Origin of the sequence: Brevundimonas variabilis (genome assembly GCF_014199945.1) — a bacterium.
GTDB lineage: Bacteria > Pseudomonadota > Alphaproteobacteria > Caulobacterales > Caulobacteraceae > Brevundimonas > Brevundimonas variabilis.
Genome location: NZ_JACHOR010000003.1, coordinates 201,816 through 225,137 on the forward strand (window position 1 = coordinate 201,816; position 23,322 = coordinate 225,137).

Below are 23,322 nucleotides of genomic sequence, written 5' to 3' on the forward strand. Positions count from 1 at the left end.
TGGCTTTGCCCGTTCCAGAGTTTTTATCAGATCTGCCTCGTCATTCAGACGACACCAGTCTAGCTGGGCGTACGCAGGCGACCCACGGTTCTCAACCAGCCCTGCTCCGCGAGCTGTACTGCCAGATATCCAGCAACCTGCGCCGACGTCAGGGTCGAGATCGCCCCGGCCACGTCATGTGACTTGACGGCCTCGATCAGACGCCGCCACTGGAGTCGTTGGTCAATGCCGAGGTAATGCCGCTGCAGGGCGCTGCGCGCCTCCTGCGACAAGCCATCGAGTTGCATCAGGTTCCGGTCGCTGTTCCGCAGCGCAAGAAGGTCGTCGATGGAGTGGCGACCACTCAGGGAATCTTCCCGTGTGACAGCGACATAACCCAGAGGTCCTGCCAGACGCAGTTTCCCCCCTGCCGCAAGCACTCTTGCATAAAGGTGGTAGTCTTCACCAAGCCGCAAGCCGGTGTCGTATGCGAGGCTGTTCTTGGCGAGAAAACCACGGTCCATCAGCGGTTTGATGAAGCCAAGTTCCTGCCGGTACTGTCCGCGGCGACTGATGTTTCCGGCTATGAATGAGGCAAGGTCGATCTCGGTCAGGGCTCCGACTTGCGGATCAGGCGTCAGGGCCTCGGGCTCCTCGTCGAGGGTGACCCGGATCAGCTCATCTGCGATCATTTCCACGTCGCCCGAGACAGCGAGCAGGCGGCCGATACGGCCCGGCAGGAAATAGTCGTCTGAGTCCAGCACACAGACCCATTTCGCCGTACACAATGCCAGTGCCCGGTTCCGGGCAGCGGCCGGGCCGCCATTGACCTCCTGGCGCAGAACCTTCAACCGCGAGGTTCCGTCATCAGCCTGAAGCGCCACGTTCGCGGTGTCGTCGCTGGAAACATCATCGATGACCCAGACCTCGGAGACCTCGGGCTCGGCCAGTGCGGACCGGACGGCCCGCGCGATCGTGGTCTCGGCGTTATAGGCCGCAATCATGACGGCGACGGTGGACGGGACGTTGGCGTGCACTTCAGGCTTCATCCGTGCCGAACGGCTCGTCCCGCGCGTTTGCCCGGGAGCTCTCGACGAATAGGCTTCTGGGTATCGTGTTTCGTCTCTCGTGGCGAGACACCCGTGCGACGTTGTTGATGTCGAATTGGACCTTTGGCGTCGATACCGGCCCAGGACGTAGCCGCCCTGTAGACTAGCCCCAGAAGAAAGGCCCAGACCAGAGCAACTGAGTAAATCTGGGCCGGGTAGTCGACCATGCCCTGAAGCAGCATGAACCCCGAAACCATGAACAGTGGAAGCATGGCTGTACGCATGTCTGGCCTCAGACGAGCAACGGTGACAAGCACAAGCCATACGCCGCCGATCAGGGCCATAAGGAGTCCAACGACGCCCGCCTCGAGGATCCATTGCAGTGCCAGATTGTGGACAGCCCGCACGTTCCACATCACGCCATCATTTTCCGGCGTCAGGAGAAGCCGGGAAATCCGCGGGACGGTTCCCAGTCCCTGACCAAACACCGGGTTTGCCGACACGGCTTCGGCATAGGTGGCCATTATGACGCTGCGGTTCGTAACCTCCTCTCCGACCGACCCCATCCGAAGGAGAACGGCGCTCGCACTGTAGGCAACGACCAGCAGACCGCCGAGGACGAGCCCGGTCAGAAGCAGCCTCCTGCCCCGCAAGACGGAACGGTGAGTCAGCCAGGTCCAGACCCGCCTGCCCGCCCAGATCGCCCCAAGGAGCGCCATGATCAGGATCGCGGAACGGGAGGCTGTAAGCAGCAGCGTCCCGGCCAGGATAACGCCCGCCGCTACTGAGGTCAGCAATCCGGCATTCAGCGCCCCCTTGCGGGACTGAAGCTGTCGGTCGATCAGGGTCATCCAGCACAGCAGTCCAAGCGAGAGGACGCAGGCGGCGACATTGGGGCTGACAAAGGTCCCCGTCAGGCGCGCGATCCCGTCTACGGACCGGGCCGACATGGCAAACAGGATCAGCGCCCAGAGAGCCCAGCCGACGGTCAGCCAGACAAGGCGGTGCAGGGTGCTCGTCATGCGCTCGGCCGTCGAGGCATGGCGGTAGGCGAGAAGGAAGATCACCAGCAAGCCGAGAAGCTTGACGATCTCGACCCAGGTCGCCTCGGGATCGATCGACAGCGTATTCAGCCCCGCCCGCTCGGCAATCCACCCCGACGCCAGCCAGTCCGAGCCTGGAATAACAGACACCACCGCGAGAACGAGCAGGCCAGCGAAGGCCACAGCGGGCCCTCGCAAATCGCGCCAGTACGCCGTGGTCAGCCCCACCCGCCCGCGCACGAAGCCATAAGCCCCGATCAGGGCGATCACAGCCGTGAGGAGCGTCGCTTCAAACTGTCCGCTGGCACCACCCGCAAGATGTGCTCCTGTGACAAGCACTGGCACCGACAACGTCAGTGCATGTTCCTTCAAGCTCTCTGCCAACGTTCGGGTCGAACGAGACATGGTTATGCTTTCAGGCCGTGTAGTACTTCTTGACGGACGAGTAGTAGTAGCCCGGGTCGCCATAGCCATAGCGGGACTGCTGGTTGACATCGACCTGGGTCAGCACCACGCCCGCGACATAGGCATCGGACTGCTCCAGGGCCTTGAGAGCGGCATCGGCCGCCTTCGCCGGCGTCTTGCGCCAGCGCGTGAGGAAGACCACCGCATCGGATCGGCTGGCGAGCACCCGGGTCTCGGCGATGGCGAGCACCGGAGCGGTATCAAGAATGACCAGGTCAAACTCGGCACGGAGCTGGTCGAGCAGCTTGCCCATGGCGTCGGTGTTGAACACTTCCTGGGGCGTGAACTCGCGATAGGCGATGGGCAGAACCCAGGCACCCGAATTTTCGCCCTGCAGAAGCGCGTCCTTCAGGGCGACCTTGCCATCGAGCACATCGAGCAGGCCTACCTCGGCTTCGACCCCGAGGAGCTTGCTGACGTTGCGGCGACGGATATCACAGTCCACGATCACCACACGCGCGCCAGCCTTGGCACCAGAGATCGCAAGGCAGACCGCTGTTGTTGTCTTGCCCTCTCCCGGAAGGGCCGAGGTGATGGCGATGACCTTCACCGGATCCCCTACCCGCGCGTACAGGATCGAGGTTCGCAGATTACGGAACGCTTCGGCAAACCCCGACAGGGGGCGCGCAATCAGATAATCGGTTGGCAGGAGCTTGCGGTCCTTGCCTTCTGCAATCGACATCAGCAGCGGGATGGACCCGAGGGTCTGGAGCGAGAGGCGGCTCTCGATATCCTCAGCGGTCAGCAGACCGTCGTCCAGCATCTCGACGAAAACAACGACGATCAATCCGGCCGCCATGGCCAGGATGAAGCCCAGCGCGAGGTTGACTGGCACATTAGGCGATGTCGGGCTGCCGTTGGCACGCGCTTCGGAAACGATCCGGCTGTCAGCAGTGGCACCACCCGCTTGGGCAGACGTTTCCTGATAGCGCTCCAGCAAGCCCTCATAGAGGGTCCTGACAGACTCGGCATTGCGCTCCAGCTCGTTGAGCCGGACGCTGGCGGCATTGTTACCGGCCAGCGTGCCCCGCGCCCGTCCGAGCGTCGACTGCACCGAAGCCGTACGATCACGAGCGACCTGCGCGCGAGCCTCGAGGTTGGAGATAACCCGCCGGATTTCAGCGGCAATCTGGCCATCGATCGCAGCCAGTTCCTGGCGGGCACGGATGAGCTCGGGATAGCGTGGACCGTAGTTGGCTTCCAGGTCAGCAACACGCGTTGCGACCGTAGAGCGCTGCCCGCGCAGCTGGGAGACCACCGAAGACTGCAGGGCCTCACCCACATCGTCACCGATCGAGCCCCGGGCGAGCTGGTTCCGGGCTGTCCGAAGACGCGCTTCTTCGACCGCCTGATCCGCCCTCGCGGTCGCGAGTTGCTGGTTGTAGGTCGAGATTTCCTGCTCGGTCAGGGTCGTCCCGGACGAGCTCAGAAGGTTGTTTGCGACACGGTACTGTTCGACCGCGGTCTCGGCCGCAAGAACCTCGGCACGCAGCTCGTTGAGTCGGGTGCTCAGGAAGGTGTTCGCCTGATTGGTGGCCGAGTATTTGGCTTCAACCTGGTTCAGGATGTACTGCTCGGCAAAGGCATTGGCGATCCGCGCCGACTTCTCGGGATCAAGCGATGTAAAGCCGACACCGACAATGTAGGTCAGACCCGACCGTCGCACGCTCAGCCCGCCTCGAAGTGCGGATGTCGCTCGCTCGCGGCCGGCTTCGATGTCCTCAGGCGTGCGGGGGAGCTCCGGCCGTGGCAGGGTCTGGCCCTGAAGACGCGCAAACAGCTGGTCGAGGCTCGACGGGGGCCTGAGGGCCCAGTTGAACTCGGGGTCATTCTCGAGGCGAAGATTGGTGGCGACCTGGCGTGCCAGTCCGCGCGATTGCAGGACTTCGACCTCGGTATCGATCACGCCGGACTCGATCGGCAGTTCCGACAGGACCTCGGTCGAGGCCATGACGTTTTCCTGGCGTGTATTGAACATCACGCGGGCTTCAGACGAATAGCGCGGCGTCGCCTGCATCGTCACCAGCAGGGCAACGAGGAAGATCGCGAGCGCAATGCCGCCGAACAGCCGCATGCGCCTGCGAAAAATCGCCAGCAGATTTCGCAGGTTGAAGAGATCGCTGCCACCGCGAGCGGACGCAGTGGAGCTCTCGTTCATCATCGTCATAATCTTACCGTCTTACCGCTAGCTGGACGCAGAGCATCAATACTGTGCGACGAGAGACACTAGGACGCGATTAGCTGTGAAATCGTTGATGGCGTTCAGGCCATCAGACTCGCGCGACTCGTAATCGTAGGCGGCTGTAAGGCCAAACCGGCGATTCATGAGGTAGGTTGCTCGCAAGGTCCCGAAGACACGGGCGTTCTCGCGGTCGATCGTGTCAAACTCCTCGACCGTCCGGCCCAGCCGGGCCCCCAGGATGATGTTCCGGCGCAGTTCGTAGTCGGCAGTCACCTGAAGCGTCGTATTGAGGAAGCCGGCCGTTCCAACAATGCCGGAGTCTCCGACGGAACGGTCACCCGTCAGGCCGAGTGTGAGAAGCGGCGAAGCAAAGTATTCCAGTCGGGCATTGGCGCTCAGTCCGCTGAGCTCTCCGTACAGCGGGTTGTCATACTCCTGCTGTAGATAGCCGACCCCGGCCTCGCCCCGGACGAGATTCGAAAGCTCGAAATTCGCGCCGACGATGGCATTGAATCCGCTGGAGTCGCGGTTGGGCGTCCGCAGACTTCCTGCGTCATCAAACTGCCGGTCGTTCCAGCTAACCCGCCCGAACAATGCCGTCGCGGGGCTGATCGCGTAGTCCAGCCGCGCAAGCGTCTCGTAGGTGGTCTGGTCGCGGTCGTCCTGGTCGACCACCGCGCCACCGATCGACCGGCCGTCATCGTAGTCGAGTTCGACGATATCGAAGCGTCCGGTCGCTCGCAGGCGGTTGAACGCATGGGCGACACCCACATAGCCGGAGCGGGCGTCGTATTCGATCGGGTCCGCGATCGCCTGGGGGGTATTGGAAGCCGTCCGTGGCTCGAAGAGTCGGGCATAGTCAGCGCCGCCGGTAAGCTGGGTTTCGCGCTGCACATCTACGCGTCCGGATGCTCCGACCTTCCATGTTTCCGAGTTTTCGTCGGTCAGGTCGGTGTAACGCGTGAACCCCGCTTCAGCCGTGGCCCGCAGAGCATGGCGGCTCCAGTCCGATTCGACGTCAACCGACGGCGTGAAGCGCACATAGCTGTCGTAGCCGACGTCTCCCTGAAGCTTGGGATAGACCATCATCGTGCCCGCGCGAATGCCAAGAGCCTCGAGCTCCGGCCGTCCACGCTGAGTGACGGCGACATTGCGGTCGCGGGCGAACAGGTCCGTCTGCTGCGCCACCGTAACTGAGGGCGCAGACAGCAGGAACAGTCCCGACGTAGCGAGAAGGACTTTGGAGTTCATAACGATGTCTCGAGCTTTGGAGGGCGAACGTTTAGTCGGGGGCGTAGTCGGAACCGGAAGCGCTCGCCGGGGGTGCGCCATTGCCAGCACCGGCAATGCCGCCGGTCGGTCCGGCTGCGGCGGGTCCACCGAGGGCCGTGGTGACCGTTGTCAGGAGATCGTCGATCGCCGCACAGCCGGACCTGTTCCAGGTTCCCAGCTGGCGATCCACGAGCGCGCAGCTCTGGGCGGCGAGCGTCAGCCGCAAGGCTTCCTGCACCAGAATGGCGGGAGCCGCGCTTTCGATGATGTCGCCTTCCAGGGCCTCGGTTACCCGGGCCTCGATGATGCTGGCCTCAGACGACGCTGCGACCGCTGTCGTCCGCGCTGTGTCGATCGAACGCCCCATGACACCGGCCAGATCGAGCGCGGTTATGGTATTGGCTGCCGCCACACGTTGCTGTGCCGCCGACATGCCGGTAGCGGCTACCGCGGGCACCGAGAGGGTCAGACCAATGCCGACCGCAAGGCTCATCCACATCTTCATCGCATCTGTCTCCCTCTGACACGGTCCGTCTCGCCCCCATGACATGGAAATGGGCTCTGACGCACTGAAATTCGGCTATTTTGCCCCAGTCAAACGCAATCCGGTCACCCGCACTTGTGTTTTCATTCGGGACCGTCATAGCATTTCTCGCGCAATCTTGCATAAACAGAGCCAGGTGCTGCGCCTGCCAGACAATTTGTAACGGCCCCATGACGCTCGAAGAATTTCGTCGAACCTGGATAAGGGATCACGTCGGGGCTGAATCGGCCCCCGCACCAGTCCCCGCCGCCGCACCCCTGCCCAAGCGGCTCATGTTCGTTCCGCCGCAGGAAACCAAGCTCGTTCCGCGGATGGTCTTCCGCGAAGTCTTTGTTTCCCCACCACCCGTCGACAGAAAACCCCGTGCTCGCATGCGTCAGGTCGGGGTTCGCCTAGCTTGGGCGATAGCAGCCTGCTTCGCGGCTGCCGTCATGGGTTTGGGTATGTCCAAGATTTTCGACTATGCGCCAACCTATATGAGCAAGTATCTCGGCACGCTGCACTAAGGTGCCGGCTCTGGCGCTGTCGATTCCATGGTGCGCCTGAGCCGACGCGCAGTCAGACTTCCGACCATTCGACCGTCGGGATCACGCGCTGTCCGAGCCAGAGCATCAAAATCCCAGGACCGGCGTGGATAGACCGCCCGAAACTCTTCAAGCGCTGCCTTTCGGACGTCCTGAGAGGCACTCGACCAGTGGTCGAGGACGAAACCGAGGCGCCAGAGCGTGATCTCTGATCCGAGAGGCTCCACGGCATAAGACCGCAGGATGGCTTGATTGGCCGTCTGGTCCAGTTCCCCGCGCGTCAGAGCCGAAAGGTAGGCCACCCTGAGCAGGGCCGCACCATCCAGGGGGCGTCGGGCGAGAGAGGCCTGCGTCAGCGCAGACACGCGCTCCGCGTCCGATGGATCCAGGGACTGAGCCTGAAGGACATCAGCAGCGACACGGTCTGATCGTGTTGGCACCGTTGCTGGATGTAAAGAAAGGGAAATCGTGACTGCCAGGCCGGCAATCAGCAGACAGGCTGTCGTGCCTGCCACCTTTATTCCACGATGTCGCGAAGCGCGGGAACTCGTGCGGTTCGCTACAGTCGAATCCATTGCAGGAGGTCTCCTGGCCGCTGGCGTGCCTGCCAGACAAGTCTTGCCTGCGACCAGTGCAGGACGCGACTGTCGCGGTTGTCGAGAACATAATCCCCATCCGGGAACGCCAGCAACAGGACTGCGTGATCCTCGCCCTGCGGTGTGCGCGCCAGGGCGATGGACAAACGATCCGGTGAGATCCCTGCCCGGATCAGGGCCTCGCGCTTGGCAAGGACATAGTCTTCGCAATCGCCGGCCAGGCGCGCACCCCGACGGATCCGGGGCACGGCCCAGACATCGGGTCGACCATAGAGTGACTTGTCTGAGACGGGCGTGATGGACCGGTTCAGCGCCGCATTGATCGTCTCTACGCGTGCGAACTCTTCAAGTGAGGGCTCCCGGGTGTCGCTCGCCAGACCGCCAAGGAAGTTCCGGTCGCCGCTCCCGGGCGTCGAGGCGCGGGTGGCCCGGGGCTGCCGGATCGAGCCCGGCTGGGCTCTGTTGCCAGCTCCGAGAAGAAGCTCCTGCCATGCCAGACCTCGCGCCTCGCTGACGGACCGCGCGACCTGGCTGAGGCTTTCTGAAGGTCCTGCACAAACCACGGGCTCACGGTCACAGAAGTCCAGAAGGCCCATGGGAGGCGCAGTTGCCTGCTGAACGGGCTGTTCCCCCCAGGCTTGTGGCGCACGGGTGCGAGGGCCGTCTGCTTCAGCGTATGCCGGTCCGATGTTCCACATCGCAGCGGCGGCAGTGATCAGGCACATGACAATTGGGGATCGGCTTGACATTCTGTCCTCGCGACCGGTTTTAGATTGTAGCGAACGTTAACCCACGCCTCGCTAACAAACTGTGACAGTTTGGATACCTCAACTGAAAGGCTGGCGACCTGCTCCCGGGCAGGCTATCGCACAGGACATGTTTGGACTGGCTTGATGATCACTCGACGCAAAACCTTGCTGGGACTTGGCCTGTTGGTTGGCGGCTGTGCTTCGGTTCCGCTCGGCGGTGCCGGTGAAGACACGGCAGAGGATCGGGTCCTCGACGATTACAGGCTCGGTGCAGGAGACAAGGTCCGCGTCACGGTCTTTGGTGAGCCTTCCCTGACGGGAGAATTCCAGGTCAGTAGTGCCGGGAAGCTTTCGCTTCCGCTTGTTGGTGACCTGCAGGCGTCGGACCTGACGGTCGCCGAGTTCCAGCGCTCGGTCGAGGTGTCCCTGCGCAATGGATATCTGCTTGACCCGCGCGTGAGCGCAGAGGTTTTGACCTATCGGCCGTTCTTCATCCTTGGCGAGGTCGGGTCGCCGGGGACCTATCCTTATGCTGCTGGTCTGACAGTGCTCAATGCGGTCGCCACGGCCGGCGGATTCACCTACCGCGCCAATACCGGCCGCGTCTTCATCCGGCGCGCCGGTGGCAGTGCCGAGGAAAGCTTTGCCCTCACGTCGCGGACGCGGGTCGCACCGGGTGACACCATCCGGATTGGCGAGCGGCTATTCTAGGACGGACCGGTATGTTCCGGCGCAAGCAAACGCCACCCTCCGGTCAGCGACTGCGAAACTGTTCTGTCCCGGCAAATACAGTCGTCTGGGCGGTCGGCGATGTCCATGGGCAGGACGATCTTCTGGAATGCCTGTTGTCCGTGATTAGGACGGACTTGCAGAAACCCGAGAATCTCCATCGCAGGGTCGTCTTCCTTGGCGACTACGTCGATCGCGGTCTCGGCAGCCGCAAGGTGATCGATATGCTCATAGCCCTGCGTGCAGAACTCGAGGCTCAGAAGGTCGAACTTGTGACACTGATGGGCAACCACGAGGCCCTGCTGCTCCAGTTTATCGACGAGCCGGTAATTGGCCCCGACTGGATGGAACTCGGCGGACGTGAGACGCTTCTTTCTTACGACGTCTCTGTTCCTGCGAACAATGACCCTGAAGGCTGGGTCGAGGCCTCGACCAATCTGCTGAAGTCCCTTCCGCTTGATCACCTGGAGTTTTTCGAGACACTGCCCCTCAGTGAGACGGTAGGGGATTTTTTCTTTGTCCACGCGGGTGTGCGGCCTGGCGTGAAGCTGGAAGATCAGACCGCCAAAGACATGATGTGGATCCGCGACGGCTTTCTCAGGGATAGTCGCAGCTTTGACAAGATAATCGTCCACGGACACACGCCGACTGAGGATGTTTATGCCGATGACCGCCGAATTTGTGTCGATACCGGCGGGTATGCCACGGGCGTTCTTTCTGCGCTCCGACTTCAGGCCCGGACCCAGCTGGTCGTACAGACCCGCCGCAACCGGGATCGTGTCAGGCTGCAGTCTCGCCCACTTCTGGCCGATTAAGGCTCTGGCACAACGATTGCTCGCTACAGCGACGCACGCGGTCAAGGGTCTCTGATTTGGACAATCATCAAAGCTGGCAGAGGGCCTATACGTTTGCCGTAAGGCGAGAGTGGGCCGAGCGGGGGATGGTAACCCTGCTGTCTCTCGCGACAATCATTGTCGGCATCGTCGTCTATTCGAACTGGACGAACCGCTATGAGCATGTCTTCCGTCCGATTGCCGGCCTGTCCTACGAACGCCCCCAGTCTTTGGGAGGCACAGCGATCTCGGACATTTCGGAACCCCTCACCTACCAAATGATCAGTGCGAACGATGCGTACCGCTTCAATGCGTCGGTTCCAGTCTCCAGTCTTCCGCTGGTCAATGCGCGGCCGTTCATCCTGCCGGCATCACTGCCCGCCGCCGATGCCGTGCGCGCGCTCGACTGCCTGACGGCTGCGATCTACTATGAGGCTGCGTCTGAAAGTCTGGCGGGGCAGCAGGCGGTCGCACAGGTCATCCTCAACCGTGTCCGTCATAACGCCTTCCCGAACAGCGTCTGCGGCGTTGTCTTCTCGGGCTCGACACGCAAGACCGGGTGCCAGTTCACCTTCACCTGCGACGGAGCGCTTGCCCGCAAGCCCAGTGCTTCAGGCTGGGCTCGGGCGCGCGCTGTCGCAAGGGCCGCGCTGACGGGCTACGTCTCGCCATTGGTTGGCCAGGCAACCCACTATCATACCCTGTGGGTTGCACCCTACTGGAGCCCATCCCTCGACAAGGTGGCCAATATCGGCGCCCACACCTTCTACCGCTGGAAGGGCGTCTCAGGTCGGCCGGAGGCCTTCAATGCGCCCTATGCCGGAGCCGAGCCGGTCTTTTCTATGACAGCGCGAGTCGAGGACGATGACAGCCTGCCCGTCGAGGACCTCACACTAAGCGAGGCTGTGCCTGAAGTGGCCGGTGCCCCGATGGTCGAAGCCGATCCCATCGTCGTGCTTGCTCCCCCAGAGCCCAGAGCGGCTCCAGTCATCAGTTCGAATGCCACCAGCGAGGCTCCAGCCGAAGCGAGCGTGACGCCCGCTGCACCGCCTCCGGCTGCCACCGTTCCCACGATCGAGCCCGAGCGTCGCCGACGCATCGCAGCGCCATCCTGGTGATCTCAGTGGCGCAAGGCCGCCTGGCTGAGGATCGCGATCGCCGACCAGAGAGAGGTTGAGGACACGACGACGAAAGCCAGCGTGCGCCGGGCCGACCAAGGCTGGTCGATCGGGGGCTCCGGATAGGTAAGCCGTGAACCCCAGGGCTGATGCCGGTTCGACATTGGCGATCTCCGCTTGCTCGAACCCCAAGTCTTAACGGCGGTTCGTTAAGCGCTCCTAAATGCACAGGAGTAATCGCCTAGATCAGTCGGTCTACAGATCGCTGTGTCCGTTCAGGGCAGCGCAATCCTCACCCTGTTCGATATTGGTAAAGGACCATGGACGCGCCTTCGGACGCTTGCCGGTAACGATTGCAGACGCTGCGTGCCATCAGCCGGACCGGAAAGCCTTCTTTTTTACGACGCCAATGACGTCCGAACACAGGCAGCCGGGCGAAGCTCAGGTCAGGCGATACCCGTGAAGGATCATCCGGGTATCCCTGTGCCGCCACGGCCCGGCCCACTCCACACTCCGTGTCGGCCAGATCTCTGCATAGGGCTTCAGAGCGTGAAAGGGGAACGTGGATGCCAGTTCGGCTGGGCGGAGCGTCCTGATCACGGCGTCATCGACCAGCCACGAGATCTCCTCGCCGGCCACGTACCGGATTGCAAAACGACGCCGCCCTGAAAAATCCCCGGGGATGAGATGATTGAAGGCATTGAACCGTGAGCCCGTGTGCACAGCGAGTTGCAGTCCCTTTGTCCCCACGATCTCGAAATCGATCTCGTGTGCGTCTTCGCCGTACAGATAGAGGGGTGCAATGATGAGGCCCGGCAATCCCTGCGGCAGGGTCGCATCGACCTCGAACAATCCTGTCTTGCGCAGTTGATCGCTATTGGCCTGAACCGAGCCGGCCGCACCCCGTGAAACGTTCAGGGCAAGATTGCCCTCCGAAAGGCTCACATTTTCCGACCGCCAGGGGTAGACGCCGCCGGCTTTGTCCCAGGTGGCCGGAGCCCAGGGATTGGACCAGACATTCGCCTGCAAAGGTCCGACTATGGGCGGGAGTGGGCCGAGGCGCGCGCGAAGCTGTCTTGGCTGACATTCAGCCTGTGCACAGGCCGAGCTCCCCACCGTGGCAGCCAAGCCCATGATGACGCTGCGACGCAGCAGGGATGTGCCAGGCGCTCGGGCAGTTGCGCCTTGTTGCGGACGGTTGGCAGCCTTGGGATCAGGATCGACATCTCCCACCAACTGAGACCCCTCTTCTGCTGAGCAGACCTGCGTCCAGTTCCGGTGCCATCAGATCAAGCCAACCAAGCCCAACAACTGCACCGTCTGGGCTCTGAATGCCATCAGCCTCTTCCCACAACACCCCGGATTGATCTTGGTGCCGGAGCGTTAGGTGAAACAGTCAACCTGGCCGCACAGACTTTCGCCCCATGGTCAATGTTGATGGATCCGTCTGGCCGCAACGCTATTGAGGCTCGACAAGCCCATCCCGGCGCAGAGCCTCAAGGTCGCTTATCCCCGATTGCGTGGCGACGGCATCGACGCCTGCAGCTCCCGCCGGCAGCGGCCCTGTTCGATTCTCGACCGTAACGGCATTGACACCAGCCTGTTCAGCAGCGCGAGGGCCCGTCGGGCCGCCTGCCAAGGCCGCTGTCTGGCTGGGTGTTGGCGCCAAAGATGTCTGCGACGCCGGCGTCAGGAGCGCCCGGAGCCTTGTAATGGCAGCGAGCCGGCGGGTGGCCTCTTCAGCAAGGCCAAAGCCTGTTTCCCGCTCTTCGCCATTGCGCGGCGAGGAGTCAGCGCGTGCCCTCACGAAATCGCCGTCCGCGATCACGGTGCGATACAGCGCATCGGCCTCTTCAAAGCGGCCGGTCTGAGCGTATGTCGCTGCCAGATTGAACCTCTGAAGGCTGCTCGACCGCTGGACTGCCGCCTTCTGCATCAGATTGGCAGCGGACCAGAAACGACCGCAGGCATAGGCGCTGCGTCCCAGGACGGGCTCTCCATCAACCCGGTAGGCCGGCGCTGTCAGGGCATAGATGGTGGCGGCAGGGTCATCGCAAGGTCCCGCATGTGCAGGCGTGCTGGCCAGGCCGGCGACAACCAAACAGAGACCAACCGAGGCTACGCGCATGCTTATACTCCAGTTTCCATTACGGAATGCCGTTAACAGATTCTGAAGGACGTTTCCCGCTTGCTTCTCGCTCCGTCAACGAGATTCGCGTGAAAAGGTGCGTTTTGTCTCGACTAGGGCACGACGTTTTCGATCGCGATGGCTGTGGTCGCACTCGGGTAGTGAGCGCTTTGCACGCCTCGGCGCAGAACCGGCTGGCGGCCATCCAGAACGCCCAGGGTCTCGCGCACAAACCTCGCATGAGTGACGATGCCGATGTCCATTCGCTCGCGATCGACTTCGACCTGCTGGGTCAGGAGCCCGGCAATGAGTCCATGCCGCGCGCGACCGTCTCGGCTGTCGGGCGCGCGCAGAACCGGCCCGCCTGAGTTTCCCGGAAAGACGGAGAAATCGAGGAGAAACGTCGGAGAGACTGCGGAAGCCCCGATCGGATAGGACGCAAGCCGTCCCATTCGAAGGATCGGAAAACCGGCGGCGTTAGAAGACAGGCCTCTGGGATACCCCAGTGCCATAAACTCTTCGCCTGGGGCGACCGCGTCTTGCGCAAAACTATCGTCATCGGCCAGGTACGCGAGGGGGATGGCCTTAGCGGCAAGTTCGGCGGGAACCCGAAGCTCGATGACCGCAACGTCGCGCTCTGGATGAGACGTCCAAAGGGGACGTCCCTCGCTGTTCCGGATGTTTACATCCGCGGGTGTGTAGGCCCATTCCTGATTGATTTCCGCCCTGAAGCCCACCTCCAGACTAGCGCGCGGCATTTCCTCAAACACATGCTTTGCCGTAACAAGGACAACGCGGACATGCCCATCCGGCGCCGTATCCGTCACCAGAAAGCCGGTTCCGATCGCTTTCCGGTTTCCTCCGACCTGCTGCTCGATCATGACTGTCGCCTCAATGACGGCGACTGAGAAGTCAGGCTCCATGGACCACCCCTACACTTTGGCGCGTTACATTACCGAATGGAATTCGGCGCTCTTTTTGGTATGATTGAAATAGCCGCCGAATATATCCCTGCATCTCAGCCTGTGATTTACAGACTTCAAATGCCAAGAACTGACCAAAAGGAAATTCCAGCGAGCCTTTTGGGAACAACTGGATTAACCGCTGGAGTTTCGGTTTGGCCAAAGCGCGGACAGCGCTGTCTGAACAAGGACAACCCATCACAGCAGAAAACCATCTGCTGAGTGCTCAGTGGGAGCTATCGACAACCAGGCCAGCCCTTCCTGATGAGAGATATCGTGGAACGGGTTGCCAGCGATGCCGCCGAAATCGCCCAATGATCCAGAACTGCCGGCGTCTCCGTATCCAGCAGTCGATCCGTCATCCACGCTTTCGAAACCTGGTGGGGCAGCGAAATCACTTGATCCGATGAGGAAGTCATCAGCCCAATCAAGAACTCCGATGACCAAGGGCGCTGGTTTCGGTACCGCCATGTCGATCGTCGACGGACCGCTTTCGATGCCGTCGACGACTGCTGCATTCCAGCAGATCTGAAGGTCAGACCCCTTGTCTGGGGCAGTTGCGTAGGCCCAGGCGCGTACATAGTCGACCTGCATCAGGCCCGTGCCCGTCGTCTCATCCGGTGCTCCGCCCCAGGTCCCCCCGACCGCGAGATTCAACAGCATGTAAAAGGGACGGTGCATGCTGTCGGGCGTCGGCACCTGCGCTATCGCGACACCGTCAAGGTAGAAGGTGATGTTCTGGGGGCCCCAGTCGACGCCGTAGACATGGAAGTCGGTCGTATCGACCCGGTACTGACCCGTCTGGAGAACGTGTTGGCCGTTCTCGATCGTGTGCGTGGAATAGTAGAAGGTATCCGGGTCCCGGCCTAGCATCTCGAAGACGTCGATCTCCGGCGGCCAGGAGCCATCTTCCGGCAGAAGCCAGAAGGCTGGCCAGAACCCCTGCCCTGCAGGCAGCGCCGCCCGGATTTCAAAGTATCCATACTGCTGCGCGAAGCTGGACTCAGTGGTCAGGAGGCCGGAGGTGTAGGTCTGGCCGCCCAGAAAGGGAGCGGCACTCGTGGTAACCGGGGCAGCCGTTATTGTGAGGACGCCATTTGCGATCGAGAAGGGATTCAACCCTAAAGCTCGACCCGATGTTCCCGCGAATAGAGGGTCAACATAGATCTGAGCTTCGCCGGCATGGTATCGTGACAGAAGACTTGCACTGTCGTTGTGGCTGTAGAACGTATCCCAGACACCACCCGAGGGTGACAGACGCAGACTGTCGAATTCTTCGCTGAACGTTTGCGTAAATCGCGACAGGTCGATTTCAAGCAGGAAATCCTGGGCTTCCAGCGACGTAAGGCTGACGTTCCTGAGGATCAGGATCTCGCCAGCTGTAAGGTTCAGGACGACGTCGCTGCCGGTCTGGCGTGCGATCGCCAGCACGTCACCAAAACTGTGCAGACCATAGCCAGCAAGCCGGATCTGGTCAGCACCCGCCCCAAAGTCGACGATGACGTCGCTGCCGTTGCCGCGAGACATGACAAACAGATCAGCGCCATCACCACCGATCAGCACATCATTGCCGCTCCCCCCATCGATCTGCTGACGGCCTCCGGTTCCCGTGATGATGTTGTCGAGGTCATTCCCGATCGCGTACCAACCCCAACCCCCGTTCATGAGGAGGTTTTCCACGTGATCGGGCAGTTCGGCCGACGCCCAGACACTCATCGTGTCAGTGCCGCCCCCAGCGGTTTCGCGGATGACGGCAGGCCCCGTCAGACCGTAAATGTCGTCACCGTCGCCACCGACCAGAGTATGGCCACGTCCGCCTGTCAGCGTTTCATGGATCGATGAGCCCGTGAGGACTTGCCCGGGCGTAGTTGCCGTCTGCCAACGCGAAGATGGCGCAGACTCATGCAATACCCGACCGACAGCATTGACGTAGGGCATGTTGCACGCTCCCGGAAGTTCAACTTCTTCCGGGACAGTGAACGCTGATCAACCTTAAGGCAGGGACAACGGTCTTGGTAACTCAAATCTTAACAGCAGCGTTGACACTCTGTGCCAAGTCCCCGCCGAGCAACGCCTTCCCTCCTGAAACAGGTGCAGGCTTCAGATTTGTCCCTCTATCAACGACTCACTGAACACAGTAACGAAGACACGAGCCTGTCAGGCGGAACGATGCCTTCCATTTACGGTTTTGTAGTTGGGCAACAGCGAGGGTTGTCCGTGAGTAGGAGTTGCCTATGCGCCAACACGCCTGGAAGCCCGCTTATTTCGACGTTCGTCGAACAAATCATCTGGACCGCGTGATGTTTTTCGGCGGAGCAATGCTTACGTCGTTGTTCTTATGGACGATAATCATAAATGGTGTGGCGCGGGTTTTGTAGCGCAACGACCCTCGTGTGGTGACGGTTGAGCAGCGAGAACCTCATCAACTAGCGAAAAACGCTGACGCTCAGCCAAATGATGCCGCCCCAGAAGCTGATGGTCACGACACCAAGCAGGGCGAGAAGCGCATGTGTGACCCATCTCGGCTGAAGCTCCGGGTCAGAGGGCTCGTCGTCTGGCAGTCTCATCGTCGACTCCCACGTGCAAGGGACCCAATCACAGCGACCGTAGGGTAGGCATACCGTCCGCCGGATACCTTGATTTAGGTTAGTAGCCGTCAGGAACGAACGGGTGTGCCGAGCCCCATCAATAAGCCTGCTAGGTTACAGATCCGCGTCGCTTCTTCTTTGACCCCTGCCGCAACGACCATTGATGAGGATTGTGCAATTCCTCCAGCCAATTCACTCGGTGAGCGAGCACCAGCAGGTCTATGGGCGTTCAATATAGCTTCGGTGTGGATCGTGTGTTCGACGCCATCTGCCAGGAGAGGCGCAACGTATTCAGACATCCCGTTACAAGCTGACCTGTAGCGGGCAGGCCTCGGATGTGGGCGAGATGGATCGCGAGCGGGTCGAATTTGAGCCGCATGCCGTTTAGCGATTGTTCGCCTCTGCGGTGAGTTCCATTTCGGGCCCTCGGCTAAAGCTTAAGGTTAACGAACAGGAGGGGCAGACATTCGTTTTCCAGGATCCTGCGATTTGGAAGCGATGGGATGTTCCGCCTTTTACCCCGTCAACGTCGGCTCTTTGAATCGGTCCTGGCCAAGCTGGGCGATCAGGAGGCGGCTTGGGTCGACGCGGTTCACATTTCAGCGGCAGCAGCAGCGATTGAAGCAGCGGGTCATCGAAACTTCGGAGAGCCTGGCCGACGGGTGTCGGAAATCAGTGGAACCGGCATTTCGGGCGATGTTCAACGGGGCTTGATCGCTAGGTGGATGCTGGACCTGCCTGTTCGTGTGGCGCGTGAGCAGCTTCCTCAGACTGTGCTCGATCTCTATCCGTTCTGGATCGATCAACTTGCAAACTGGCTATCGACGCAGCACGGTGCTTACGACAGCGATTACTGGGCCAAGGATGTCAGGTTCGCACTGGCCTTGAGCGTGCCGGGAAATCGGACACAGACCATTGATCTGATCTCGCATTGCAGCCCTGGACAGATCGTTCGCGATGCAGTGTTGCGCGCGAACCTGAGCACTCTGGCGCGTTACGTCATGTGCGGAGGGTGGCATCGGAAGTGGCTTCAGACCCATACCGAGAGTCGGCACCTCGATGACTTTCACGAAGCGGGCTGGAACCGGCTCTGGGTGACGGCGGCAGACATATGCAACTCCCGACAACATCTGGCGGGCATGCTTGGATCAAGCTGGTTTTTCGATCCGCCACTTGAAACGATCAGCCCGAGGCTTGCCTATCTGCGACGCAATCCGGTCGCTGGAGGCGCCTTTCTGGCCGACCAGGGATCGGGCCCGACGCACACGGAGCGCGCCGCTGCCAAGTCTTCCACGCGCCGGGCGCTTATCGTTTCCGGCGAATATGTCCCGCATAGCTGGCTCTTGGCCTGGCCCCGGAAAGCACTGCTGGTGTGGGCTGAGCAGAACCGCGACATCATCGGACTGCAATCGGGCGATGTGGTTGCGAAGGCTGCGTAGGGTGGGCTCATCCGCCTGACCCAAACCAGACTCGACATTCTTGCGGGCGGATTCACTATCTGAGTCTTCAAGACCCCGACAGCGCATCAGCAAGCCTTCTTTGATGTCGACCCGCCATCACCCGATGATCGTCCGCATCGCAGCGGCATCCCGCTCAGTGGTCACTCCGATCAAGTCAGGCTTTCGGCAGGACCAACCACAGTCTTCTGTGAAGTCTTGAGAGTTGGGGTCGGTCAGACCGTTTGCGAGTCCAGAACCCCGAGGCCTGCCAGCACGAGAACGCCCAGCGTCGCGATGATGAAGATGACGCGAAAATGCCTGTGCGCGAAATAGAGGATCTCGCCCATCATCGTCCCATCTTTCCATCACGGGATTGAAGAAAGGGCCGTTTTGCAACCTCGGATGCAGCAAGAGCGGCGTCCGCGGCCAGCGAGCTTTTACCCTCCGCGACCGTTACCCCGTCCTCGTCGACCCGTTTCCATGACCATCCGAAATCGTCACAGCCCGTGATCTGGACCATCTGACTCTCTCCCCTTCGCTTCATCGCGTCCCTCGTCCCATTTTGAGAAGCCCGCATCGGTCAGTGCAATTCCCGATCCTGACTGACGTGAGGCAGCAGGCGTCAGGCGTCAGGCGTCAGGCGTCAGGCGTCAGGCGGGACGACCGGATGAAAAACCAGTGCAGTCACATTCCCTGAATCGTCACGGTTGATTTTTGGACGGTATCGTCCATTTTAAGAGCATTCCTCCCCGAATGCCGGTATCCGACATGTCCATCGCCCTGACCCTGAAGAAACGTCTGCCCTTAATCGCGGGGGTGCTGGTGCTGATCGCCGTCATCATCGGGACCGTCGTCTGGTGGCAGGGCAAACAACGCTGGGAAGCGACCGACAACGCCTTCGTTCAGGCCGACACGACGCTGGTGAGCTCACAGATCGACGGCTACGTCATAGACGTTCTGGTCAAGGACAATCAGTCGGTTCAATCAGGCCAGGCGCTGGTTCGCCTCGACGACGCTGACGCCAGGGCCAACCTCATCCAGGCTGAAGCCAACCTGGCGGCGCTGCTGGCGGCGGTTGATAATGTCGACGCCCGCGCAGCCCAGGAACAGGCCATGATCGCGTCGCGTGCGGCAGGCGTCACCCAGGCACGGGCACAGGCCAACCTGGCCAATGCGGAAGTCGACCGTTACGGCAAGCTGGCGGAACAGGGCTGGGTCTCACAGCAGAGAATCCAGACCCAGCGTGCGCAGGCGGAAACGGCCGGAGCGTCGGTCGCCGAGGCTCAGGCCGCCCTGGTCGCGGAACAACGTACGGCCGGCGTTCTGAACTCGACCCGGACCCAAAGTCTGGCCGCCGTCGAACAGGCACGGGCGGGCGTGGAGCAGGCCCGGATCGCACTGGCGCGCACCGTCATCCGGGCCCCGGTCGCGGGCGTCATCGGCGCACGTGGTGTCCGGGCGGGTCAGTATGTGAGACCCGGGGGACAGCTGCTGTCCATCGTGCCGCTGGGCGAGACCTATGTGGTTGCGAACTTCAAGGAAACCCAGCTGCATCGGCTGCGGCTTGGTCAAGCCGTAGAGATCACGGCCGACGCCTTTCCCGGTGAGCCCCTGACCGGGCGTATCGATAGTTTCGCTCCCGCAACCGGGTCCGAGTTCGCCTTGATCCCGATCGAAAATGCTACCGGCAACTTCACCAAGATCACCCAGCGGGTGCCGGTCCGGATCATCGTCGATCGCGGCGAGACAGGCGCGACCCTGCGTCCCGGCCTATCCGTCGAAGTCAAGGTAGACCTCAAGAGCCGGCCCGGTCCCGCGCCTTCGCGCGATCAGACGGCCATGTCTGATGGCACAGTCCGGTGACGGTGGTGACTCCGGACGCTGTTCCGGGCTCTGCCACCCAGCCATCGATCAACTGGACCGCCCTCCTTCTGGGGTTTGGCGGCATGGTGATCGGCCAGTTCATGGCGATCCTGGACATACAGATCGTCGCCGCCTCCCTGCCCCAGATCCAGGCCGGAGTCGGAGCCAGTGCCGATGAGATCAGCTGGATCCAGACGGCCTATCTGATCCCCGAGGTCGTGATGATCCCGTTGTCCGGCTATCTGTCGCGACTTTGGGGCACGCAGAAGGTTTTCCTGGTGTCCTGCGCCGGGTTCCTGATCATGAGCGTGGCAACCGGGCTGTCGACGTCAATCGAGGCGATGATCGTCTGTCGCGCGCTGCAAGGCTTCGTCGGCGGGGCAATGATCCCCGCGGTCTTCGCGATCGCCTACACCGCTTTCCCAGGCAAGCACCGGGTCAATGCCATCGTTGCGATCAGCCTGATCGTGACCCTGGCACCGACCGTCGGGCCGACGCTGGGCGGACATCTGACCGAGATGCTGAGCTGGCACTGGCTGTTCTTCATCAACGTCATTCCTGGTGCCCTGTCCCTTTTCCTGGTCTGGCGCTACGGCGACTTGGACAAGGGCGATCCATCTCTGGCCCAGGGTTTCGACTGGTGGGGTCTGAGCCTCATGGCGACCTTCCTCATGAGCATGCAGTTCGTGCTCGAAGAGGGCTCCAAGAACGACTGGTTTGCCGACGATCTGATCCTGTTATTGACAGTCGTGGCCGCTATCACCGGGCCGGCATTCGTCTGGCGATCGCTCGCCTACAAGAACCCGATCGTGGAGCTGCGCGCGTTTGCCAATTCCAATTTCCGGGTCGGGATGATGCTGACGTTCATCGTTGGAGCCATGCTGTTCGGGGGATCGTTCCTGATGCCCCTGTTCCTGGGTCGGGTCCGCGATTTCTCGGCCAGCGAAGTCGGGACGACGATGGTCATCTCGGGTCTGGCCATGTTCCTGACGGCTCCGATCGCGGGGCGGCTGGCGAGGTTCGTCGACATGCGGATCATGATGTGCGGGGGCTTTGTTCTTTGCGCATGGGGCATGTGGGATGCCCATTCCCTGACCAGTGAGTGGGGCTTCTGGGAGTTTGCGGGCGTACAGGCGACCCGGGGGTGCGGCGTGATGATTGCCATGATCGCGACCAATCAGATCACCATGGCCACCCTGCCACCGCACATGGTGAAGAATGCTTCGGGGCTGGTGAATCTCAGCCGAAATGTCGGCGGGGCTTTTGGCCTCGCGATCCTGAACACCTCGCTGACCCGGAACACGGCCTTGCACATGGGCGAGCTGACCGCTGGCATCAGCCAGACCAACGGTCAGGTCCAGCTAATGATCGCCGGGATTGCAGAGCGGATGAGCAATTCGATTGACCCCCAGGCAGCCGCCCTGAAGGCGGTGAACGGAATGCTGACCCGGCAGGCGACGACGCTGGCATTCGGGGATGCCTTCGCCCTGCTTGCCCTTGCCTCATGCGTAGCGGTCATTGCAGCGATCTTCGCCAAACCGGTCAAGGTCGCGCCGAACGCCCCGCCAAGCGAGGTGCACTGACATGCCTCGGATCGCCGGACAGATCGACGAACGCAAGCGCGAGGCCATACTGGACGCCGCTTCGGAGCTGCTGGCCGAAAAGGGCCTGGCGGTGTCGATGGAGGAGATCGCGCGCCGCGCAGGGGTGTCGAAGCAGACGCTATACAACCGCTTCGCTTCCAAGACCGACATTGCCCGCGCCTTGGCCGAGCGGCGCTCCGATCTCATCACAGCGCCCCTGCGAACGACGGAGGAGCCCGAGGTGGTCCTGACCGCGCTTGCACGCGCTATGCTGGATAAGGCTGGCGAGCCGGATCAGAAGACCTCTATGCGCGGCCTTGCCCTGATTTCCCCACATGCCCCCGAGCTGGCATCAGCCGTCTATGACGCGGGGCCCGGCGAAAGTCTGAGGCGACTGGCGCAATGGCTGGCCGAACAGGACCGCCGGGGGATGATCCGGGTGCCGGATCCGGCCCTGGCGGCGGAAATGTTCACGGGAATGGTACTCGGTCATACCAATCTCAAACTGGTTCTGGGCGTCGATGCGGGGGTCACCAACATCCCGGGCCGCGCCAGCGAAACGGCTCGACGGTTCCTTCGGGCTTTTGCAACGATGTCCGAAGGCTGAGCGGCTGGGGTCGAGAATGACTGGATAGAAGCTGTGTCTCACCTTGCGGACGGCAAATCGCCCCCGAAATGCTGAAACAGGACCGAGTAAAGACGGATTGGTCAGAGCGCGTCTGCAAACCTCCAGCCATTTGGCTTCACGGCTTGACCTGATCCGAGCGCAGGCGGTGGGGCGGAGCCTTGCGGCTCCGCCCATCAGGTCTTTTGGCTTTAGCGGAACAGCGACAGCAGGATGCTGCTCGACTGGTTGGCGATCGACAGCGCCTGGACACCCAGCTGTTGCTTGGTCTGCAGGGCGGTCAGCTTGGCGCTTTCCTTGGCCAGGTCGGCATCGACGAGGTTGCCGATACCGGTCTCGATCGAGTCCTGGAGCTTCGAGGTGAAGGTCAAGGCGCGCTCGAGCGACTGTGCCTGGCTACCGAGGCCTCCCAGCACCCCCGTGAAGGCCGTGATGGCACCATCGACGATGGCTGCCGTGGCGCCGGCGCGAACGACGGCCCCGCCGGCAGTCGCGACCGTGATCGCTGCACCGGTGCCGATGTTCGCGGTGTTGCCCGTGGCGCCCGTGCTGGTCAGCACGGTCTGCTGGGCCGTGTTGGAGAACAGGTTCACGCCGTCGAAGGTTGAGCCAGCCAGCGCCTTGGTGATTTCGTTGCCGAGGGCATTGAAGTCCGCCAGGTAGGCGGTTTCGGCAGCCGAGCCGGCCGCCGAGGACTGGATGGAGACCGCGAGGGCCTTCTGTTTTTCGAGCGCTTCGACGATGGTCTCACCACCGGCCAGCGCGACATCGACGATGGATTGACCGCGCTGGATCGAGTTCTTGACGGAGTTCAGGGCGCCTTGTTCAGCGCGCTGGGCCGTCGAAATGGCGAAGATGGCACCGTTGTCCTTAGCGGACGAAACGTTCTTGCCAGTGTTGATCCGGTTCTGGGTCTCGCCCAGTTCGCGGTTCGTGCGGTTCAGGGCCTGCAGAGCAATCTGGGCGCCGCTGTTCGTATTGATGCTGTTAGCCATTTTTGGCCTCTTTCCTTCTGGATATGCAGCCTCTTCTGAGGCCCGAGCGTTTTGCT

At 61.7% G+C, this 23,322-nt stretch carries 23 protein-coding genes; 9 read left to right on the forward strand and 14 right to left on the reverse strand.

The genetic code is table 11. The features are described 5' to 3' along the window. Positions 1-59: 59 nt before the first annotated feature. Genes GGR13_RS09665 through GGR13_RS09685 form a run of 5 tightly spaced genes read right to left on the reverse strand, consistent with a single transcriptional unit; the run spans position 60 to position 6,495 of the window. A complete protein-coding gene (locus GGR13_RS09665; RefSeq protein WP_183213325.1) occupies positions 60-1,028 on the reverse strand; it encodes a glycosyltransferase family 2 protein in 969 nt (322 codons plus the stop codon). Beyond that, positions 1,025-2,476, reverse strand: a complete 1,452-nt coding sequence (locus GGR13_RS09670; protein WP_183213326.1) for an O-antigen ligase family protein — start codon at positions 2,474-2,476, stop codon at positions 1,025-1,027. The genes GGR13_RS09665 and GGR13_RS09670 overlap by 4 nt, the downstream gene beginning before the upstream one ends. A 10-nt stretch (positions 2,477-2,486) precedes the next feature. After that, the gene (locus GGR13_RS09675; protein WP_246347786.1) at positions 2,487-4,697 is read right to left on the reverse strand and encodes a GumC family protein; all 2,211 of its coding nucleotides are present in this window, start codon (positions 4,695-4,697) and stop codon (positions 2,487-2,489) included. Positions 4,698-4,739: 42 nt separating this feature from the next. Then, positions 4,740-5,969, reverse strand: a complete 1,230-nt coding sequence (locus tag GGR13_RS09680) for an outer membrane beta-barrel protein (protein ID WP_183213328.1) — start codon at positions 5,967-5,969, stop codon at positions 4,740-4,742. Between the two features lie 31 nt (positions 5,970-6,000). Continuing rightward, the gene (locus GGR13_RS09685) at positions 6,001-6,495 is read right to left on the reverse strand and encodes a hypothetical protein (RefSeq protein ID WP_183213329.1); all 495 of its coding nucleotides are present in this window, start codon (positions 6,493-6,495) and stop codon (positions 6,001-6,003) included. Between the two features lie 209 nt (positions 6,496-6,704). Between GGR13_RS09685 and GGR13_RS09690 the strand changes: the two genes are divergently transcribed. Further along, positions 6,705-7,040: a hypothetical protein gene (locus GGR13_RS09690; RefSeq protein WP_183213330.1), complete on the forward strand. Its 336-nt coding sequence runs from the start codon at positions 6,705-6,707 to the stop codon at positions 7,038-7,040. Here GGR13_RS09690 and GGR13_RS09695 read toward each other — a convergent pair. Then, positions 7,037-7,423 (reverse strand): hypothetical protein, encoded by a 387-nt coding sequence (locus GGR13_RS09695; protein ID WP_183213331.1) that lies wholly within the window; start codon positions 7,421-7,423, stop codon positions 7,037-7,039. The two genes, GGR13_RS09690 and GGR13_RS09695, sit on opposite strands and share 4 nt — an antisense overlap. Positions 7,424-7,617: 194 nt before the next feature. Then, positions 7,618-8,379, reverse strand: a complete 762-nt coding sequence (locus tag GGR13_RS09700; RefSeq protein ID WP_183213332.1) for a transglutaminase-like cysteine peptidase — start codon at positions 8,377-8,379, stop codon at positions 7,618-7,620. A 168-nt stretch (positions 8,380-8,547) separates the two neighbouring features. On the opposite strand from GGR13_RS09700, the gene GGR13_RS09705 reads away from it, so the two are divergent. The 3 genes from GGR13_RS09705 to GGR13_RS09715 are packed head-to-tail and all read left to right on the forward strand — an operon-like array spanning position 8,548 to position 11,083. Further along, entirely contained in the window at positions 8,548-9,114 is a 567-nt protein-coding gene (locus GGR13_RS09705) for a polysaccharide biosynthesis/export family protein (RefSeq protein WP_183213333.1), read from the forward strand. 11 nt (positions 9,115-9,125) lie between these two features. Continuing rightward, a complete protein-coding gene (locus tag GGR13_RS09710) occupies positions 9,126-9,947 on the forward strand; it encodes a metallophosphoesterase family protein (RefSeq protein WP_183213334.1) in 822 nt (273 codons plus the stop codon). A gap of 56 nt (positions 9,948-10,003) precedes the next feature. Next, positions 10,004-11,083: a cell wall hydrolase gene (locus tag GGR13_RS09715; protein WP_246347787.1), complete on the forward strand. Its 1,080-nt coding sequence runs from the start codon at positions 10,004-10,006 to the stop codon at positions 11,081-11,083. Between the two features lie 2 nt (positions 11,084-11,085). Here the strand turns inward: GGR13_RS09715 and GGR13_RS09720 are convergent, their stop codons facing one another. The 4 genes from GGR13_RS09720 to GGR13_RS09735 all read right to left on the reverse strand — a co-directional run bounded on the left by GGR13_RS09720 (position 11,086) and on the right by GGR13_RS09735 (position 14,134). Then, on the reverse strand, positions 11,086-11,247 hold the full coding sequence (locus GGR13_RS09720) for a hypothetical protein (protein WP_183213335.1): 162 nt from the start codon (positions 11,245-11,247) through the stop codon (positions 11,086-11,088). Positions 11,248-11,524: 277 nt separating this feature from the next. Further along, positions 11,525-12,112 carry a family 16 glycosylhydrolase gene (locus tag GGR13_RS09725; RefSeq protein WP_183213336.1) on the reverse strand — a complete coding sequence of 196 codons (588 nt, stop codon included), beginning with the start codon at positions 12,110-12,112 and terminating at the stop codon, positions 11,525-11,527. Between the two features lie 430 nt (positions 12,113-12,542). Beyond that, a complete protein-coding gene (locus GGR13_RS09730) occupies positions 12,543-13,211 on the reverse strand; it encodes a hypothetical protein (RefSeq protein ID WP_183213337.1) in 669 nt (222 codons plus the stop codon). A gap of 113 nt (positions 13,212-13,324) precedes the next feature. Then, complete coding sequence (locus tag GGR13_RS09735; RefSeq protein WP_183213338.1) at positions 13,325-14,134, reverse strand: trypsin-like serine peptidase; 810 nt, start codon at positions 14,132-14,134, stop codon at positions 13,325-13,327. A 36-nt stretch (positions 14,135-14,170) separates the two neighbouring features. Between GGR13_RS09735 and GGR13_RS09740 the strand changes: the two genes are divergently transcribed. Continuing rightward, on the forward strand, positions 14,171-14,395 hold the full coding sequence (locus GGR13_RS09740; RefSeq protein WP_183213339.1) for a hypothetical protein: 225 nt from the start codon (positions 14,171-14,173) through the stop codon (positions 14,393-14,395). Here GGR13_RS09740 and GGR13_RS09745 read toward each other — a convergent pair. Then, positions 14,372-16,111 carry a family 16 glycosylhydrolase gene (locus GGR13_RS09745; RefSeq protein WP_183213340.1) on the reverse strand — a complete coding sequence of 580 codons (1,740 nt, stop codon included), beginning with the start codon at positions 16,109-16,111 and terminating at the stop codon, positions 14,372-14,374. The two genes, GGR13_RS09740 and GGR13_RS09745, sit on opposite strands and share 24 nt — an antisense overlap. 488 nt (positions 16,112-16,599) lie before the next feature. After that, the gene (locus tag GGR13_RS09750) at positions 16,600-16,740 is read right to left on the reverse strand and encodes a hypothetical protein (protein ID WP_183213341.1); all 141 of its coding nucleotides are present in this window, start codon (positions 16,738-16,740) and stop codon (positions 16,600-16,602) included. A gap of 524 nt (positions 16,741-17,264) precedes the next feature. Here GGR13_RS09750 and GGR13_RS09755 point away from each other — a divergent pair. The 4 genes from GGR13_RS09755 to GGR13_RS09770 all read left to right on the forward strand — a co-directional run bounded on the left by GGR13_RS09755 (position 17,265) and on the right by GGR13_RS09770 (position 22,253). Further along, positions 17,265-18,200: a hypothetical protein gene (locus tag GGR13_RS09755; protein WP_183213342.1), complete on the forward strand. Its 936-nt coding sequence runs from the start codon at positions 17,265-17,267 to the stop codon at positions 18,198-18,200. Positions 18,201-18,968: 768 nt separating this feature from the next. Beyond that, positions 18,969-20,063 carry an HlyD family secretion protein gene (locus tag GGR13_RS09760; protein WP_183213343.1) on the forward strand — a complete coding sequence of 365 codons (1,095 nt, stop codon included), beginning with the start codon at positions 18,969-18,971 and terminating at the stop codon, positions 20,061-20,063. Positions 20,064-20,068: 5 nt separating this feature from the next. Then, positions 20,069-21,646 carry a DHA2 family efflux MFS transporter permease subunit gene (locus GGR13_RS09765; protein WP_343060341.1) on the forward strand — a complete coding sequence of 526 codons (1,578 nt, stop codon included), beginning with the start codon at positions 20,069-20,071 and terminating at the stop codon, positions 21,644-21,646. A 1-nt stretch (position 21,647) separates the two neighbouring features. Then, positions 21,648-22,253, forward strand: coding sequence for a TetR/AcrR family transcriptional regulator (locus GGR13_RS09770; protein WP_183213344.1), 606 nt, complete (start codon positions 21,648-21,650; stop codon positions 22,251-22,253). A gap of 209 nt (positions 22,254-22,462) precedes the next feature. On the opposite strand, the gene GGR13_RS09775 is transcribed toward GGR13_RS09770, so the two are convergent. Beyond that, entirely contained in the window at positions 22,463-23,266 is an 804-nt protein-coding gene (locus tag GGR13_RS09775) for a flagellin (protein ID WP_183213345.1), read from the reverse strand. Positions 23,267-23,322: the final 56 nt, after the last annotated feature.